The organism is Kitasatospora sp. NPDC001225 (assembly GCF_053597855.1).
In genome coordinates, this window is record NZ_JBSFJC010000030.1 from 14551 (window position 1) to 30432 (window position 15882).

At 73.9% G+C, this 15882-nt stretch carries 17 protein-coding genes; 11 read left to right on the top strand and 6 right to left on the bottom strand.

The genetic code is table 11. From position 1 onward, the window contains the following. Nucleotides 1-42: 42 nt before the first annotated feature. On the bottom strand, nt 43-717 hold the full coding sequence (locus ACWDCZ_RS13095) for a UbiX family flavin prenyltransferase (protein WP_049651542.1): 675 nt from the start codon (nt 715-717) through the stop codon (nt 43-45). A gap of 89 nt (nt 718-806) precedes the next feature. Between ACWDCZ_RS13095 and ACWDCZ_RS13100 the strand changes: the two genes are divergently transcribed. Together ACWDCZ_RS13100 and ACWDCZ_RS13105 are read left to right on the top strand one after the other, a co-directional pair. Continuing rightward, nucleotides 807-1559: a cyclase family protein gene (locus tag ACWDCZ_RS13100; RefSeq protein WP_388044904.1), complete on the top strand. Its 753-nt coding sequence runs from the start codon at nt 807-809 to the stop codon at nt 1557-1559. A 71-nt stretch (nt 1560-1630) separates the two neighbouring features. After that, nucleotides 1631-2347, top strand: a complete 717-nt coding sequence (locus ACWDCZ_RS13105) for an MOSC domain-containing protein (protein ID WP_449815987.1) — start codon at nt 1631-1633, stop codon at nt 2345-2347. A gap of 105 nt (nt 2348-2452) precedes the next feature. Here ACWDCZ_RS13105 and ACWDCZ_RS13110 read toward each other — a convergent pair whose 3' ends face one another. Next, complete coding sequence (locus ACWDCZ_RS13110) at nt 2453-3259, bottom strand: TetR/AcrR family transcriptional regulator (protein WP_049651539.1); 807 nt, start codon at nt 3257-3259, stop codon at nt 2453-2455. A gap of 101 nt (nt 3260-3360) precedes the next feature. Between ACWDCZ_RS13110 and ACWDCZ_RS13115 the strand changes: the two genes are divergently transcribed. The 4 genes from ACWDCZ_RS13115 to ACWDCZ_RS13130 all read left to right on the top strand — a co-directional run bounded on the left by ACWDCZ_RS13115 (nt 3361) and on the right by ACWDCZ_RS13130 (nt 7071). Further along, entirely contained in the window at nt 3361-4584 is a 1224-nt protein-coding gene (locus ACWDCZ_RS13115) for an FAD-dependent oxidoreductase (RefSeq protein ID WP_387967167.1), read from the top strand. A gap of 79 nt (nt 4585-4663) precedes the next feature. Further along, nucleotides 4664-5419, top strand: a complete 756-nt coding sequence (locus tag ACWDCZ_RS13120) for an alpha/beta fold hydrolase (protein ID WP_449815988.1) — start codon at nt 4664-4666, stop codon at nt 5417-5419. Nucleotides 5420-5457: 38 nt separating this feature from the next. Further along, nucleotides 5458-6096: a hypothetical protein gene (locus ACWDCZ_RS13125; protein WP_074004004.1), complete on the top strand. Its 639-nt coding sequence runs from the start codon at nt 5458-5460 to the stop codon at nt 6094-6096. 180 nt (nt 6097-6276) lie between these two features. After that, on the top strand, nt 6277-7071 hold the full coding sequence (locus ACWDCZ_RS13130) for a hypothetical protein (RefSeq protein ID WP_449815989.1): 795 nt from the start codon (nt 6277-6279) through the stop codon (nt 7069-7071). A 75-nt stretch (nt 7072-7146) separates the two neighbouring features. Here the strand turns inward: ACWDCZ_RS13130 and mqnP are convergent, their stop codons facing one another. Both mqnP and ACWDCZ_RS13140 read right to left on the bottom strand, forming a co-directional pair. Continuing rightward, a complete protein-coding gene (gene mqnP, locus ACWDCZ_RS13135; protein WP_369808292.1) occupies nt 7147-8043 on the bottom strand; it encodes a menaquinone biosynthesis prenyltransferase MqnP in 897 nt (298 codons plus the stop codon). After that, complete coding sequence (locus ACWDCZ_RS13140; RefSeq protein ID WP_049651533.1) at nt 8040-9497, bottom strand: menaquinone biosynthesis decarboxylase; 1458 nt, start codon at nt 9495-9497, stop codon at nt 8040-8042. Before ACWDCZ_RS13140 ends, mqnP begins: the two co-directional genes overlap by 4 nt. 92 nt (nt 9498-9589) lie before the next feature. Here ACWDCZ_RS13140 and ACWDCZ_RS13145 point away from each other — a divergent pair, with 92 nt between their 5' ends. The 4 genes from ACWDCZ_RS13145 to ACWDCZ_RS13160 all read left to right on the top strand — a co-directional run bounded on the left by ACWDCZ_RS13145 (nt 9590) and on the right by ACWDCZ_RS13160 (nt 13246). Continuing rightward, nucleotides 9590-10012 (top strand): PLD nuclease N-terminal domain-containing protein, encoded by a 423-nt coding sequence (locus ACWDCZ_RS13145; protein ID WP_375876948.1) that lies wholly within the window; start codon nt 9590-9592, stop codon nt 10010-10012. Between the two features lie 452 nt (nt 10013-10464). Next, entirely contained in the window at nt 10465-12066 is a 1602-nt protein-coding gene (locus ACWDCZ_RS13150) for an acyl-CoA carboxylase subunit beta (RefSeq protein WP_049651531.1), read from the top strand. A gap of 95 nt (nt 12067-12161) precedes the next feature. Next, entirely contained in the window at nt 12162-12371 is a 210-nt protein-coding gene (locus tag ACWDCZ_RS13155) for an acyl-CoA carboxylase epsilon subunit (protein ID WP_049651530.1), read from the top strand. 263 nt (nt 12372-12634) lie between these two features. Continuing rightward, entirely contained in the window at nt 12635-13246 is a 612-nt protein-coding gene (locus ACWDCZ_RS13160) for a ScbR family autoregulator-binding transcription factor (RefSeq protein ID WP_049661418.1), read from the top strand. A gap of 34 nt (nt 13247-13280) precedes the next feature. On the opposite strand, the gene ACWDCZ_RS13165 is transcribed toward ACWDCZ_RS13160, so the two are convergent. Then, nucleotides 13281-13919: a ScbR family autoregulator-binding transcription factor gene (locus ACWDCZ_RS13165; protein WP_181970610.1), complete on the bottom strand. Its 639-nt coding sequence runs from the start codon at nt 13917-13919 to the stop codon at nt 13281-13283. A 348-nt stretch (nt 13920-14267) separates the two neighbouring features. Between ACWDCZ_RS13165 and ACWDCZ_RS13170 the strand changes: the two genes are divergently transcribed. Continuing rightward, on the top strand, nt 14268-15449 hold the full coding sequence (locus tag ACWDCZ_RS13170; RefSeq protein WP_449815990.1) for a ScbA/BarX family gamma-butyrolactone biosynthesis protein: 1182 nt from the start codon (nt 14268-14270) through the stop codon (nt 15447-15449). 16 nt (nt 15450-15465) lie between these two features. Here the strand turns inward: ACWDCZ_RS13170 and ACWDCZ_RS13175 are convergent, their stop codons facing one another. Next, nucleotides 15466-15852: a hypothetical protein gene (locus tag ACWDCZ_RS13175; protein ID WP_143204614.1), complete on the bottom strand. Its 387-nt coding sequence runs from the start codon at nt 15850-15852 to the stop codon at nt 15466-15468. Nucleotides 15853-15882 lie beyond the last annotated feature (30 nt).

Here is a 15882-nt window from a genome sequence, read left to right on the forward strand (position 1 = left end):
CCCGGATATCGCAGAGAAGATACTCTCCCGCCCCGGGTCTCCTTACTCCCCCTCAGCCGGTGCGCCCTCGCCGGCGGCCGTCTTGCGGGCGGCCGCCCCCAACTCCCCTTCCCAGCGCAGGTACAGGGAATGCGGCACGTCGACGGCGTCCAGCACCCGTCCGGCCACGAAATCCACGAGTTCGCGCACGGTGGAGCCGCCGGCGTAGAAACCGGGCGAAGCGGGCAGGACGACCGCCCCCTGCGCGTCGAGCTCCACCAGGTGCTTCAACGTCACCCCGTTGAGTGGCGTCTCGCGCACGCAGACGACGAGTGGACGGCGCTCCTTGAGGGTGACGCTGGCGACGCGCTGCAGCAGGTCCTTGCTCAGGCCGAGCGCGATCCCGGCCACCGCGCCGGTGGTCGCGGGCACCACGAGCATGCCCTTGGCCGGGTAGGAGCCGCTGGACGGGCCGGCCGCGAAGTCCCCGGCCGGCCAGTAGCGGACATCGTCCAGGCCCTCGTCGCTCCCGAGCCAGGCGGCGAGGTCGGTGCGCCAGTGGGCGTCCCGGAAGGAGATGCCGGTCTCGTCCAGGATGGTGAGCCGGGCGGCGCGGCTGACGACCAGGTCCACCGCCTCGCCGGCGGCCAGCAGCGCGCGGATCACCGAGGCCGCGTACGGCGTCCCCGACGCACCCGAGACCCCGACCACCCACGGCTGACGCTTCGCAGTTCCCATGGGGCAATTCTGTCCCGGCTCCACCCGTGGTTCCGGACCGGGCCGACCGGGAGGGGTCCGGGAGCGCCCGCCCCTGGGAGGATGGGCGCATGGCAGCGACCCTCGTCGACCTCACCCATCAGGTGACCACCGCGATGCCGGTCTACCCCGGCGATCCGGCCGTCCTGCTGGAGCCCGCGCTCACCACGGCCACCGCCGGGGTGAACGTGCTGGCCCTGCACCTCGGCTCGCAGTCCGGGACGCACGTGGACGCGCCGTACCACGTGGACGTCACCTGGCCGACCCTGGACGGGCTGCCGCTGGAGCGGTTCACCGGCCCCGCCGTGGTCGCCGACCTGCGCGGGCTGGAGCCCCGGTCGGCCGTCACCCCCGGGCTGCTGGCGGCCGCGCTGGAGCGGGTCGCGGACTCCGGCGAGGGCACCGTCCTGCTGCTGGCCACCGGCTGGGCCCGGCACTGGGGCACCGACGCCTACCTCGCCCACCCCGCCCTGACCCCGGCCGCCGCCGAGGCGATCGTCGCCGCCGGGGTGCGGACGGTCGGGGTGGACGCGCTCAGCGTCGACCCGACCCCCGACCCGGGCCCGGGCGACCCGGCGGTGGCCGCCCTGCTCGCCGACCTCACCGACGAGCACGACCACGGCACCGCCGACGAGCCCACGCTCGCCGCGCACCGGGTGCTGCTGGGGGCGCCCGGCGGCGGGGTGATCGCCGAGAACCTGACCGACCTGCGGCCGCTGCTGGCGGCCCAGGAGGCCGGCCTGCCGGTGGAGGTCTCGCTGTTCCCGCTGCGGCTGGTCGCGGCGGACGGCGCACCGGTACGGGCGGTGGCCCGGCTGGGCTGAGCCGGACTCTCCGTCCGGGCCGGGGACTTGGTCTAGACCATCCCCCGTCAACGCCAGTACGCTTTCCGGCCATGGCTGAGATCATCGGAGTGATCGAGCGACTCTGGCGCTACCCCGTGAAGTCCACCGGCGGCGAGCGGCTCGACTCCGTCGAGGTGGACGAGCGCGGCCTGGCCGGCGACCGCCTCTACGCCGTCCGCGACGCCGCGGGGAAGCTCGGCTCGGGCAAGAACACCCGCCGCTTCCGCCGGATGGACGGCCTGCTCCGCCTCTCCGCCCGGCTCGGCCACCGGATCGACGGCCCCGAACTGTTCGATCCGCTCGGCCGCCCGGTCGACCGGCCGAACTCCTTCCTGCGCGCCTACCTCCAGCGCGAGGACGTCGAACTCGCCCGCGAGGACGCCGTCTCGCACTTCGACCGGCTGCCGGTCAGCGTGCTCAGCACCGCCACCCTGGACTGGGTCCGCGAGGCCGTCCCCTTCACCGTGGTCGACGAGCGGCGGTTCCGCCCCAACATCGTGCTGCGCACCCCGCCCGGCACCCCGCCGTTCGTCGAGGACGCCTGGCTCGGCCGCCAGGCCTCCGGCGAGACCCCCGGCAGCGCCCGGCTCTCCTTCGTCGCCTCCAGCGAGCGCTGCGCGATGACCGGCGCCCCGCAGCCCGGACTGCCGCACGCCCCCGAGATCCTCAAGGCCGTCGTGCACGCCCACGACGGCCGGCTCGACGCCCTCGCCGAGGTCGCCGCCCCGGGCCGCCTGCGGGTCGGCGACCGGCTGCTCCTCGGCTGACCACGGCCCCCGCGTCCGTCACCGCCCTTGCCCGAAGGGCGACTTGACCCTCGCGAACCGGCAGTCGAGGACGAGGCACCGCGGGGTGCCGGTCACGGGTCCTCCTCAGGGGGTGTCGCCGACGCTCCCGGATTCCGCCGCGGGGAGGGCGACCGCGCGCAGGTAGGCCTGGGCGAAGAGCTCCACGGTCTCGTCCGTCGACGGCAGCCCGTCCCCCAGGGCGGGTTCCAGCACCGGCCGCATCAGCGCGTGGTTGAGCAGCGGGCCGATCATCAGCTGGGTCAGCACCGGGGTGGGCAGCGGTCTCAGCCGGCCGGCCCGCACGTGCGGGCGCAGCAGCCGGTCCAGGCCGGCGAGCGCCTGCGGCAGGGTGGCGGCCATCACCCGGGCGGCGGGGCCGTCCGGGCGGCCGAGCAGGTCGGCGAAGACCGCCGGGACGATCCGCGGCTCGTGGACGAAGGCCGCGGCGAAGGTGGCGTGGAGCGCCCGGACGGTCTCCTCCAGGGTCTCCGGCGGGTCGGCGGCGAGGGCCTCCAGGTCGGGCAGCGCGGAGTGCCGCTCGAACACGGCGGCGAGCAGGCCGTCCCGCCCCTCGAAGACGGTGTGCAGGCTGGGCAGCGAGCAGTCGGCCCGGTCGGCCACGGCGTCCAGGGTGACCCCGGCCAGGCCGCGCTCGGCCACCAGCAGCGCCGCCGCCGCGATCGCGCGCTCGCGCACCGGCGGCCGTCCGCCCGGGTCGACGCCCGCCTCCCGGACGGCCTCGTCCAACACCGCCCGGGAGCCGCCGAGCCTGCGCAGCAGCGTGCTGCGGGAGATGCCGGCCGTCGCGGCGATCGCCGTGAGCGGGACGTCCGCGACGTCCTGGCCCCGTTCCTTCGCCGCCGTGAGGGCGGCCGTCACCAGCTCCTTCATGTGAAGCATCGTACTACTTGACACCTGGGACGGTTCCAGAGATTCTGTATATGCAGGTTCCACACGGACAGTGATCGATCGAGCACTGAAAGGGGAGAGCCATGAGCGTCGTGATCTCCGGGGGCGGGCCGGCCGGAATGATGCTGGGCCTGATGCTGGCGCGCGCCGGTGTCGAGGTGACCGTGCTGGAGAAGCACGGGGACTTCCTGCGCGACTTCCGCGGCGACACCGTCCACGCCTCCACCGTGCGGCTGATGGACGAACTCGGCCTCGGCCGGAAGTTCGCCGCGCTGCCGCAGAGCCGCCTCGGCAACCTGGTGGTGCAGCCCCCCGGCTCCGCCCCCGTCGCGCTGAGCGCCTACGAGCGGCTGCGGCCCCCGTACAACTACATCGCCATGATCCCGCAGTGGGACCTCCTGAACTTCCTGGTCGCGGAGGCCCGGCAGGAGCCGACCTTCACCCTGCGGATGAACACCGAGGCGACCGGACTGCTCCGGGACGGCGGCCGGGTCACCGGAGTCCGGTACCGCACCCGGGACGGCGAGGAGGGCGAGCTGCGCGCCGACCTCACCGTCGCCGCCGACGGCCGGCACTCCACCCTGCGCCGGGCGGCCGGCCTGGCCGCCCAGGAGTTCCCGGTGCCCTTCGACACCTGGTGGTTCCGGCTGCCCCGGCACCCCCACGAGCAGGCCCAGCCGCCCAGCCTCGTCCCCGGGTTCGGGGCCGGCGACATGGTGCTGAGCTTCGCCCGGACCGACTACTTCCAGATCGCCTACTTCCGCGCCAAGGGCGCCGACCCGCAGCTGCGCGCCGAGGGGATCGAGCGGTTCCGCGAGCGGATCGCCCGGCTGCTACCCCAGTACGCGGACCGGGTCGACCAGTTGGCGAGCCTCGACGACCTGCACCTGCTCGACGTCCGGCTCAACCGGCTGGACCGCTGGTACACCGACGGGCTGCTGCTGATCGGCGACGCCGCCCACGCGATGTCCCCGGCCGGCGGGGTGGGCATCAACCTCGCCATCCAGGACGCCGTCGCGGCCGCCACCCTGCTCGCCGAACCGCTGCGCCGCGGCCGTCCGACCGTGGCGGCCCTGGCCCGGGTCCAGCACCGCCGGCTGCGGCCGACGGTGATCATGCAGCGGATGCAGCGGGTCCTGCACAGCGTGCTGTTCGAGCCGGTCCTCACCGGCGAGCGGGCCGGCCCGCCCGCCCGGCTGGTGGCCCTCGCCCGGCACGTCCCCGGCTTCCCGGTACTGCTCTCCCGCCTGATCGCCTTCGGCCCGCTCCCCGAGCACGCACCGGCCTTCGCCCGGCGCGACGCCTGAGCCCCGGCGGGCGGCATCCGCCCCGGATCCCCGCGAACCGTCCGTTCGGACGGGCGGATCGCGGGGAACGACCGTTGGCATGACGATCCCTCACCGCCTGATCGGCACCGGCGACCACCACGTCCTGGTCCTGCACGACTGGTTCGGCACCAGCGCGGGCTGGGGCCCGTTCCTCGACTACCTCGACGGCAAGGCCTTCGGCTACGCCTTCCTCGACTACCGCGGCTACGGGCTGCGCAAGGGCGTCACCGGCGCGTACACGCTCGCCGAGATCGCCTCCGACGCGCTCGCCCTGGCCGACCAGCTCGGCTGGGACCGCTTCTCGCTGGTCGGCCACTCCATGGGCGGCAAGGCGGCCCAGCAGGTGCTCGCCGAGGCGCCGCTGCGGGTGCGCAAGCTGGTCGGCCTGGCGCCGGTGCCGGCCGGGGAGTACCCGATGGACGCGGCGGCCGAGGCCCTGTTCTACGGCGCGGCCGAGGACCGGGAGAAGCGCTTCGCGATCCTCGACCTGGTCACCGGGCAGCGGGCCGGCCGGGTCTGGCTCGACCGCATGGTCGACCAGTCCCTGCGGCAGTCCACCCCCGAGGCCTTCGGCCGCTACGTCCACGACTGGACGACGGCCGACCTGCGGCGCCGGATCGACGGCAACCCGGTGCCGGTCAAGGTGATCGTCGGCGAGCACGACCTCGCCCTCACCGCCGAGGTGATGCGCGGCACCTTCCTCGCCCACTACCCCAACGCCGAGCTGGAGGAACTCGCCGGCAGCGGGCACTACCCGATGTACGAGGCCCCGGTGGCCCTGGCGACGGCGCTGGAGGGCTTCCTGCACAACTGAGGCCGGCCCGGCCGGGGCCTCCGTATGATCCGACGATCATGACTGATCACGAGCTCTGGCACCGACTGGACCGCATCCGCCACGAACGCGGGCTCCTCACCCCCGGCGAGCTGGTGCTGCTCGCCGACCGGGGCGTGGCCGTCCTCGACCCGTTCTCCGTACTGGTCGCGCGGCGGGTGACGCTGTCGGCGGAGACCGTCCTGTACCCGGGCGCGACCGTCGAGTGCGACGCGGACAGCGACTGCGCGATCGGCCCGGGCACCGTCCTGTACGGCGGCGCCCGGATCGTCGCGACCGGCGGCGGGCGGATCACCGTCGGACGCCGCGCGCGGATCGGCGAGGGCGGCGCCGTGGTCAGGGCCGGGGCGGGCGAGGCCATCGAGCTCGGGGACGAGGTCAGGATCGCCAACGGCGCCGAGCTGACGGGCCGTTGCCGACTCGGCACCGGCGCCCAGGTCCTCGGCCCGATCTCCGCCCGCGCGGTCGAGCTCGCCGCCGGCCGCCCGTACACCCACCCCGACCCGGACGGTCGCGGCGGCGTCCTCAAGGGCCACGGCCGGGCCCGGGGCACCCGGGTCGGCGTCGGCGAGGTCGTCAACGGCAACGGCGACTTCGCCGCCGCCCCGGTCGAACGCCAGCGGACCTACCACCCGGACGCCCCCCACCTGGGCGACTGACCCCGCGGCACCTCCGGACCCGTACCCCGCACCGCGGGGCCGAGGAGGGCGGCGGCCGCCCAGAGCGCGAAGCATCAGGGGGCGTGCGGGAGTTGGCGCGCGCCGCGGGGTAGACGCTGGCGCATGGACCCGAGACCCGTGCGCATTGGGCGTCTCATCCTTCTCGCTTACGTTCGATGCATGACAGATGAGCGAGTTGACGACACGTCGCCGGTGCTGGTGATCGGCGTCTCCGGAGCGGTCGGGCGGCACGTCGGGCTGCAGCTCGCGGCGGCCGGCGTGCGGGTGCGGACGCTGCCCCAGCGGGAGCTGCGCGACCCGGCATCGCTGGAGGCCGCGGTGCAGGGCGCCGGCGCGGTGCTGCTGGGGTGGCCGTTCCCGACGGCGGACGGGGCCACGGAGGCCGTCGGCGTGCTGGCCCGGGAGGTCGGGCGGGTGGTGTTCCTGTCCTCGGCCGTCCCCGGCCGGCCGGAGGGCGGGATCGAGGCGCTGCTCGCCGGCAGCGGGGTGCGGCACACGGTGCTGCGGGCGCACGGCTTCGCCGCCGCGTTGCAGTGGGCGGAGGAGATCAGGGCCGGGGGCACGGTGCGGGGCTACGGCGGCGCGGCCGGGCTGAACCCGGTGGACGAGCGGGACGTCGCGGCGGTGGCCGTCCGGGCCCTGGTGGAGGACGGCCACGACGGCGCCCGGTACGTCCTCACCGGCCCGGAGTCGCCGACCCAGGCGGAGCAGGTGGAGATCATCGGCGCGGCCACAGGGCGCCCGGCCACCTGGCAGGAGGTCTCCCGCGAGACCGCCCGCCACCGGTTGTCCGCCGCCGGCCGCCCGTCGGCCGCCGTCGACGGCGCCCTGGACCTCGTCCACGCCCGCCTCACCGCCCCCGAGCCGGCCACCAGCACCGTCCAGGACGTCACCGGCCACCCGGCTCGCAGCTTCCACGCCTGGGCGAGGGACCACGCGGCCCTGTTCCGCTGAGCCGGTCCACGAGCGGCGGGCGGGCCCGGACGAGGCGGGAGGAGCGCCCCGTGAGCCCGCCGGCGGACGCGCGGATCAGATCCCGAGCCCCCGGACGACCAGGTCCACCAGCGCGAAGAAGAACAGCGAGATCCCCACGAAGCTGTTGGTCTGGAAGAACGCCCGGTTGAGCTTCGACAGGTCGTTCGGCCGCACGATGGTGTGCTCGTACACGAAGGCCCCCGCGACGACCACGAGGCCGATCCAGAACGCCGCTCCGGCGTCCGTCAGGAGCGCGAACCAGCCCAGCAGGAGCGTCGTCAGGACGTGGCACACCCGCGCGCCCCGAATGGCCGCCGGCACGCCGTACCGCGCGGGCACCGAACGGACCCCGTGCTCGCGGTCGGACTCGACGTCCTGGCAGGCGTAGACGAGGTCGAAGCCGCCGATCCAGATGCCGACGGCCACGCCCAGCACGACCGCCTCCCACGACCAGCTGCCCGTGACCGCGAGCCAGGCGCCGACCGGCCCCATCGCCTGGGCGATGCCCAGGATCGCCTGCGGGAAGTTCGTGAACCGCTTGCCGTACGGGTAGACCACCATCGGCACCACGGCGACCGGCGCGAGCGCCAGGCAGAGCGGGTTGAGCATCGCGGCCGCGCCGAGGAAGACCACCAGCGCGACGGCCGAGCCGACGTACGCGGTCTTCAACGACACCGCGCCGGTGACCAGTTCACGCGTGGCCGTGCGCGGGTTGCGGGCGTCGATCTCCCGGTCGATGATCCGGTTCGCCGCCATGGCGAAGGTGCGCAGCCCCACCATGCACACGGTGACGACGAACAGCTCGCCCCAGTGCACCCGCTTGTCCGCGAGGAACATGGCCGTCAGCGCGGCGATGTACGCGAACGGGAGCGCGAAGACCGAGTGCTCGATCATCACCAGGCGGAGGAACGCCCTGGTGCGTCCCGGTGTCTCGACAGCGGCCGTGCTCACAGTCCGTATTCCTTCCAGCGACGCGACACCAGTTCGGCGGTGGCCGGGTCGGAGGACACCATCTCCGGCCAGCCACCGTCCCGGGTGTACCCCTCCTCCGGCAGCTTGCGGGTCGCGTCGATGCCCGCCTTGCCGCCCCAGAACTGCTGGTACGAGGCGTGGTCCAGGTGGTCCACCGGGCCTTCGACCACGGTCAGGTCCCGGCTGTAGTCGACGTTGCCGAAGGCCCGCCAGGCGACCTCCTGGTAGTCGTGCACGTCGCAGTCGGCGTCCACCACGATGATCAGCTTGGTCAGCGACATCATGTGCGCGCCCCAGATCGCGTGCATCGTCTTCTGGGCGTGCTTGGGGTACTTCTTGTCGATCGAGACGATCACGCAGTTGTGGAAGCCGCCGGCCTCGGGCAGGTCGTAGTCGACGATGTCCGGGATGATGATCTTCAGCAGCGGCAGGAAGAACCGCTCGGTGAACTTGCCCAGCGGGCCGTCCTCCGTCGGCGGGCGGCCGACCACGATGGACTGGAGGATCGGGCGGCGGCGCATCGTCACGCAGTCGATCTTCAGCGCCGGGAACGGCTCCTGCGGGGTGTAGAAGCCGGTGTGGTCGCCGAACGGGCCCTCGGGCAGCATCTCGCCGGGCTCCAGCCAGCCCTCCAGGACCACCTCGGCGTCGGCCGGGACCTGGAGCGGCACCGTCTTGCAGTCGACCATCCGGACCCGCTCCCCGGCGACGAAGCCGGCGAAGAGGTACTCGTCGATGTCCCCGGGCAGCGGCGCGGTGGCCGCGTAGGTGACGGCCGGGGGGCAGCCGAAGGCGATCGCGACCGGGAGGCGCTCACCGCGCTTGGCCGCCACCGCGGCGTGGTTGCGGCTGTCCTTGTGGATCTGCCAGTGCATGCCGATGGTGCGGCGGTCGTGCCGCTGGAGCCGGTAGAGGCCCAGGTTGCGGATGCCGCTGTCCGGGTCCTTGGTGTGGGTCAGGCCCAGGTTGAAGAAGGAGCCGCCGTCCTGCGGCCAGGTGAAGAGCGCGGGCAGGTCGTCCAGGTCGACGTCGTCGCCGGTGAGCACGACCTCCTGCACCGGGGCGTCACCCGGCTTCACGTGCCGGGGCGGGACGTGCGCCATCGAGGCGAGCTTGCCGAAGGCGTCCCGGAAGCCGGTGAAGCCCTGCGGCAGCTCGGGCTTGAGCAGGCCGGCGATCTTCTCGGAGATGTCGTCCGGGCCCTTGAGGCCGAGCGCCTTGGCCAGCCGCCGCTCGGTGCCGAAGACGTTCATCGCCAGGGGCATCGACGAGCCCTTGACGTTCTCGAAGAGCAGCGCCGGGCCCTTGGCCTTCTGCACCCGGTCGACGATCTCGCCGATCTCCAGGTGCGGGTCCACCTCCGCCTTGATGCGCTTGAGGTCGCCCTCACGGTCGAGGGCCCGGAGAAACGAGCGGAGATCGTCGTATGCCATGCCTGTCAGTATCCGCCACCCGATAGCCTGGCCGGGTCAAGGGCCCCTGGAAGGCGCCCGCCACCATCGCCGCCCGGGGGGAGATCCCAGCCGTGCCGAGGATTCTTCTGACCATCATCCTTCCGCTCGCGCTCTGGGTCTGGGCGTTCGTGGACTGCCTGACCACGCCCGAGGACGAGGTGAAGCACCTGCCCAAGGTGGTCTGGGTGCTGATCGTGCTGCTCTTCCCGCCGCTGGGCCCGATCGCCTGGCTGATCGCCGGCAAGCAGCGCGGCTTCCTGCGGGCCGCGTCCGCCGGGGCCCACCCGGGGTACCCGGCCGACGACCGGGCGGGCCGTCCCGCCGCGCGCGGCGGGCGCCCGCTGGCGCCGGACGACGACCCCGAGTTCCTCGCCTCGTTGAAGAAGGACGACAAAGACCACGAGTCCATGCTCAAGCAGTGGGAGGCCGATCTGCGCCGTCGCGAGCGGGAGCTGCGCGACCGCGACGAGCCCGAGGACGGCAGGAAGAGCTGATCGGAGCGGGTCCGCCCGCTCGCCCGGACAGCCCACCCCCACCGTGCGGGGTGGGCTGCGGCATTTTTGGTGCTTCCCTACGACTGCGCAACCCCTAACCCGGACGGCGACCCCCTGCCCGCCGGGCTTGAGCGGACCTTGAGCGGAGCCCAAGAGGACCGGCCTACAGTACTGGGAGACGGCCCTGACCTGCGCTTTCCTTCATGCTCAGATCATCGGACCATCATCTGTCCGACAACCCCCGGTATCCGAATGAACACCGAGCGCTCAGTCAACGATCCGACCGCTTCTGTCCAGGCCTGACAGCTAAACGAACTCGACCTTGTACGGAATCGACGCCGAAACCAGCGCACGGCCCCTCGTACAGTCATAAGTGAAGAAAGTGATTCGCAGCCGGGGGCACAGCAGACGTTGGCTGTCGGACAGTTCCCTCACCCTTGGAGTGGTTCGAGATGACGGTTGTGCATGAGGCGCCGGTCGACGGCGAGGTCCCCGAGGTCCCGGCCGACGCCCGCGGGCGGGTCGCCGAGCTGCACGAGCTGCGCGAGAAGGTCCGCCGCGGCCCCAGCGACAAGGCCACCGAGGCCCAGCACGCCAAGGGCAAGCTGACCGCGCGCGAGCGCATCGAGCTGCTGCTGGACGAGGGCTCCTTCCAGGAGGTCGAGCCGTTTCGCCGGCACCGCGCCCAGGGCTTCGGCCTGGAGGCCAAGAAGCCGCACACCGACGGCGTGATCGTCGGCTGGGGCACCGTCCACGGGCGCACCGTCTTCACGTACGCGCACGACTTCCGGATCTTCGGCGGCGCGCTGGGCGAGGCCCACGCCCAGAAGATCCACAAGATCATGGACATGGCCATCGCGGCCGGTGCCCCGCTGGTCTCGCTGAACGACGGCGCCGGCGCCCGCATCCAGGAGGGCGTCACCGCCCTGGCCGGCTACGGCGGCATCTTCCAGCGCAACACCAAGGCGTCCGGCGTCATCCCGCAGATCTCGGTGATGCTCGGCCCGTGCGCCGGCGGCGCCGCGTACTCCCCCGCGCTGACCGACTTCGTCTTCATGGTCCGCGAGACCTCGCAGATGTTCATCACCGGCCCGGACGTGGTCCAGGCGGTCACCGGCGAGAAGATCAGCCAGAACGGCCTCGGCGGCGCCGACGTGCACGCCGGCGTCTCCGGCGTCTCGCACTTCGTCTACGACGACGAGCAGTCCTGCATCGAGGAGGTCCGCTACCTCCTGTCGCTGCTGCCGCAGAACAACCGCGAGATGCCGCCGTCCGTGGTGACCGAGGACCCGGTCCAGCGCCGCAACGACAGCCTGCTGGACCTGGTGCCCGCCGACGGCAACCGCCCGTACGACATGCGCAAGGTGATCGAGGAGATCGTCGACCACGGCGAGTACCTGGAGGTCCACGAGCGCTGGGCCACCAACGTGCTCTGCGTGCTCGCCCGGATCGACGGCCACGTCGTCGGCATCATCGCCAACCAGCCGCAGTCGCTGGCCGGCGTGCTGGACATCAACGCGAGCGAGAAGGCCGCCCGCTTCGTCCAGATGTGCGACGCCTTCAACATCCCGCTGGTCACCCTGCTCGACGTCCCCGGCTTCCTGCCCGGCGTCGACCAGGAGCACGGCGGCATCATCCGCCACGGCGCCAAGCTGCTGTACGCGTACTGCAACGCCACCGTGCCGCGCATCTCGCTGATCCTGCGCAAGGCCTACGGCGGCGCGTACATCGTGATGGACTCCCGCTCGATCGGCGCCGACCTGTCGTACGCCTGGCCGACCAACGAGATCGCCGTGATGGGCGCCGAGGGCGCGGCCAACGTCATCTTCCGGCGCGAGATCAACGCCGCCGAGGACCCGGACGCCATGCGCGCCCAGAAGATCAAGGAATACAAGAACGAGCTGATGCACCCGTACTACGCGGCCGAGCGCGGCCTCGTGGACGACGTCATCGACCCGGCCGAGACCCGCCAGGTGATCGCTTCCGCCCTGGCCATGCTCCGCACCAAGCACGCCGACCTGCCCAGCCGCAAGCACGGCAACCCGCCGATGTAGTGGCGCGCACCGCCGCGACAGCCCGCACCGCAGCAGCAGCCCGCACCGACGCGCCACCACCTCAGACCGCAGCCACCCGGGGGAGAAACCAGGACATGACCGCTTCCGCCGAACCCCTCGTCCGCATCGTCCGCGGCAGCCTCACCGACGAGGAACTCGCCGCCCTGACCGCCGTCCTCGCCGCGCGCGCCGCCGTCGCGCAGCAGGCCGCCGCCGCCGCGCCGATCGAGCCGATCGCCAACTGGCAGCGCCTGGAGCGCCGCCCGGCGTACTACTCGCCGTTCAGCTGGCAGCAGGCGGCCTGACGGCCCACGGCCCGTGCCGACGGCCGGTCACCCCGCTCGGGTGACCGGCCGTCCGGCGTTGCCCGGGCCGCCTCGGGCTTCGTCCGGGGCCGCGTCGGCGCTGGTCCGGGGCCGCGTCGGCGGTGCTCCCGCCCGGTCGGCCGGGGCCGGAGGGGCCCGCGGCGGGCTCGGTAGGATGCCTACTGGACGGTATGCGTCCGCCGCCCCGTCCGCCCCCATAGGATCGGCCGCTGCCGAGACCAGAACTTTCCAGGGAGGCTGCGATGGCCAGGCAGGCCCGCGCGCTGGCGACCCGCCAGACGGTACTCGTCGCGGCGGCCGAGGTGTTCGACGAGCGGGGCTACGCCGCCGCCACGATGTCCGAGATCCTGGACCGCGCCGGCGTCACCAAGGGCGCGCTGTACTTCCACTTCCGCTCCAAGGAGGAGCTGGCGCTCGCCGTCATCGAGGGACAGGGCGTCTTCATCTCCGGCTGGACACCGGCCTCGGACAGCCCGGTGCAGAACCTGATCGACCTCGGGTACGCCTTCGCCCGCGCGCTCCAGACCGACCCGCTGGTGCGCGGCAGCATCCGGCTGACGATCGAGCACGGCAGCTTCACCCAGCCGCAGCTCGCGGCCTACCAGGGCTGGATGGACACCGTCCGCGTCCTGCTGGAGCACGCCCGGGAGGCCGGCGACCTCCACCCGGGGGTCGACCTGACCGCGGCCGCCGGGGTGATCACCGGGGCCGTCACCGGCATCCAGCTGAGCTCCCAGGTGCTGGCCGACCGGCAGGACCTGATCCAGCGGCTGTCCGACCTCTGGACGCTGCTGCTGCCCGGCCTGGTCCAGCCGCACGCGCTCGCCCGGCTGAGCGTCGCCGAGCGCGCCTGAGCCCCGACTCCGGGAGCCCCGGGGCCGGGGCCGGTCAGACCCGGTAGCCCGCCCGGTGCTCCGCCGTCACCAGGGCCGGCAGCGCGGCCGTCCAGAGCCGGCTCACCGCCTCAGGACCGGGCCGGCCGGTCTCCTCGCCCGCGAGCAGCACCTGGCCGGCCGCCACCGCGGTGAGCAGTTCGGCGGCGGCCCGCCGGTCCACCCCGGGGCGCAGCTCGCCGGCCTCGGCGGCGCGGTCCAGCAGTCGGTGGACGACGGCGGTGAGGCTGCGCCAGGCGACGTCGGAGGCCACGGGCGGGCCGTCCGGCCCCTCCTGGGCGCCGTCCCGGCGCGGGCCCTGGCGGCCGAGCCGGACGCCGGCCCGCACCACCACGTCCTCGCGCAGCATCCGGGCCAGCTCGTGCGAGAAGTCGATCAGCCCCTGGAGGGCCGGGCCGTCGGCCCGCAGCGCGCGCAGCGCGGCCGAGCCGACCTCCCGCCCGGAGGCGCGGCGCACCCCGTCGGCGAGGGCCTGCTTGGACACGAAGTGGAAGTAGAGGGCCCCCTTGCTCACCCCGGCCCGGCGGCTGATGTCGACCAGGCTGGCGGCCTCGAAGCCCACCCGCGCGAAGGTCTCCGCGGCGGCGAGCAGTACGGCCCGCCGGGTCCGCCCAGCCCGCTCCTGCTTGACCACTGGCCCCCTCCGGACTCGACCGGGCGCGATCCCCGCCCCACCCGGCTGCTGTCGGCGCGGCCCCTGCGGGGGCGGCGCTCGCATGCGGACGGCACCCTCCGAAACCGCATGGTTGGTATCTAATCTAGCGCTTGCTTCGCCCCCGCCGTCCAGCGGGGACGGCCCCCCACCGATGGTCCGAGGCCTCCCGAACGGGCATTCCCGCAGCCCAGGGGGCAGGTAGCGTGGCCGGGCCGGAGCGTTCGGCCTGGGCACCCCAGCCGCCGAACACAAACCGGGTGGTATGTATGTTTTGCTCGGACGGCCGTGGCGGCCGCTCCGACCGACACCCTGAAGCGGGGGCCCGTCATGCCATCGATCGTAGAGCCGGACCCGCACGATCCGTACGCCCACCCCGGCCCGGGCAGCGCCGGCGGCTTCGGGTTCGACGACGGCCCCGCCACCGGCCACGACTTCCACCACGGTCCCGCCACCGGCTACGACTTCCACGACCGGACCGTCTCCCGGCACCTGGTGCACCGCGCCTCGGTGTCCGAGGTGTTCCTCACCGGCTGGCAGGCCACCGGCCCGTACGACTTCCTGCTCGGCGCCCAGTGGCCCCGGCTGCACGGCTTCTACCGGCTGCCCGGGGACCGCTACCACGACCCGGTGCTGCTGGCCGAAACGATCCGGCAGACCGGGCTGCTGATCGGCCACGCCGGGTTCGGGGTGCCGCGCGGCCACCACTTCATGATGGAGGACCTCTCCTACGCGCTCGACGGGACCGGCCTGCCGGGCCTCGCCGTCACCGCCGGCCCCGCCTCGCTGATGCTGGCCGTCGGCTGCGAGGACGTCCGGATGCGGCACGGCGAGCTCGCCTCGCTCCGGGTCTGCGTCGACGTCACCCGGGACGGCCGGCCGATCGGCCGCGGCAGCGGACGGCTGCGGGTGGTCTCCCCCGCCTCGTACGCCCGGCTGCGCGGCCCCGCGCGGCGCACCCTCCCGCCGCGCCCGCCGGCGCCCGCCGCGCCCGAGCTGGTCGGCCGCGCGCAGCCCGCGGACGTGGTGCTCAGCCCGACCCTGGCGCCGGACACCTGGCTGCTGCGCGCCGACGCCACCCACCCGGTGCTGTTCGACCACGAGCTGGACCACGTGCCCGGGATGCTGGTGCTGGAGGCCGCCCGGCAGGCCGCCCAGCGGCTGCGCCACCCCGAGCCGGTGGTCCCGGTCGAGCTGGTGACCTCCTTCGACCACTACATCGAGCTGGACCGGCCCTGCTTCGTCCGGGCCGCCCCCGAACCGGCCCCCGGGCCGGCCGAGGGGCCGGCCGCGGCGGACGGGCGGCTCGCGGTACGGGTCGAGCTGCTCCAGGACGGCCGGACGGCGGCCGAGTGCCTGCTGCTCACCGTGCCGGTGGACGGACCGGCCGAGGGCCCGGGGGTGCCGGTCCGGCGGGACGCCTACGACGGCCGCCCCGCCGTCCCGGGCCCCGCCGTACCCGGCCCTCCCCTGCCGGGCCTCGGGGGCGCCCGGCTGCCGCTGGCGAGTTAGGGACGCCCCGGGCCCGTCAGGCGGCCACCAGGGCGGCCGGCCGGCCCGCGTGCATCACGCTGAGGTTGGTCGCCAGCCGGACCGGGTCCTGGGACAGCCAGAGCCGCAGCGCCGCGCCCAGGGCCGCGCTGGCCGACTCGACCCGGACGTCGGTGATCTGCGCGATCCGGGCCGCGCCCGGCACCAGCAGATCGGCCAGCGGGGTCGGCAGCCACACCGTCAGGGCGCACGGCGCGGGCACGGCCAGCGCCCCCAGCAACCGGTAGGCGTCCCCCGGCGCGCTGAGCGTCGGGATGATGTCCAGCAGCGCGTCGGACACCACCTCCGACACGTCGCTCCGGTGTCCCTGGGCGAGCCTGCGGAGCAGCGTGCGCTCGGCGGCGGTGATTCGGACGGTCAGCATGACCTCGTCGCACTCCATTGCGCGATTTCC

What these genes read in the sequence shown, in the direction of transcription:
- ACWDCZ_RS13095 (WP_049651542.1), bottom strand. Translation starts at nt 717, where the DNA reads ATGGGAACTGCGAAGCGTCAGCCGTGGGTGGTCGGGGTCTCGGGTGCG.
- ACWDCZ_RS13100 (WP_388044904.1), top strand. Translation starts at nt 807, where the DNA reads ATGGCAGCGACCCTCGTCGACCTCACCCATCAGGTGACCACCGCGATG.
- ACWDCZ_RS13105 (WP_449815987.1), top strand. Translation starts at nt 1,631, where the DNA reads ATGGCTGAGATCATCGGAGTGATCGAGCGACTCTGGCGCTACCCCGTG.
- ACWDCZ_RS13110 (WP_049651539.1), bottom strand. Translation starts at nt 3,259, where the DNA reads ATGAAGGAGCTGGTGACGGCCGCCCTCACGGCGGCGAAGGAACGGGGC.
- ACWDCZ_RS13115 (WP_387967167.1), top strand. Translation starts at nt 3,361, where the DNA reads ATGAGCGTCGTGATCTCCGGGGGCGGGCCGGCCGGAATGATGCTGGGC.
- ACWDCZ_RS13120 (WP_449815988.1), top strand. Translation starts at nt 4,664, where the DNA reads ATGACGATCCCTCACCGCCTGATCGGCACCGGCGACCACCACGTCCTG.
- ACWDCZ_RS13125 (WP_074004004.1), top strand. Translation starts at nt 5,458, where the DNA reads ATGACTGATCACGAGCTCTGGCACCGACTGGACCGCATCCGCCACGAA.
- ACWDCZ_RS13130 (WP_449815989.1), top strand. Translation starts at nt 6,277, where the DNA reads ATGACAGATGAGCGAGTTGACGACACGTCGCCGGTGCTGGTGATCGGC.
- ACWDCZ_RS13140 (WP_049651533.1), bottom strand. Translation starts at nt 9,497, where the DNA reads ATGGCATACGACGATCTCCGCTCGTTTCTCCGGGCCCTCGACCGTGAG.
- ACWDCZ_RS13150 (WP_049651531.1), top strand. Translation starts at nt 10,465, where the DNA reads ATGACGGTTGTGCATGAGGCGCCGGTCGACGGCGAGGTCCCCGAGGTC.
- ACWDCZ_RS13155 (WP_049651530.1), top strand. Translation starts at nt 12,162, where the DNA reads ATGACCGCTTCCGCCGAACCCCTCGTCCGCATCGTCCGCGGCAGCCTC.
- ACWDCZ_RS13160 (WP_049661418.1), top strand. Translation starts at nt 12,635, where the DNA reads ATGGCCAGGCAGGCCCGCGCGCTGGCGACCCGCCAGACGGTACTCGTC.
- ACWDCZ_RS13170 (WP_449815990.1), top strand. Translation starts at nt 14,268, where the DNA reads ATGCCATCGATCGTAGAGCCGGACCCGCACGATCCGTACGCCCACCCC.
- ACWDCZ_RS13175 (WP_143204614.1), bottom strand. Translation starts at nt 15,852, where the DNA reads ATGCTGACCGTCCGAATCACCGCCGCCGAGCGCACGCTGCTCCGCAGG.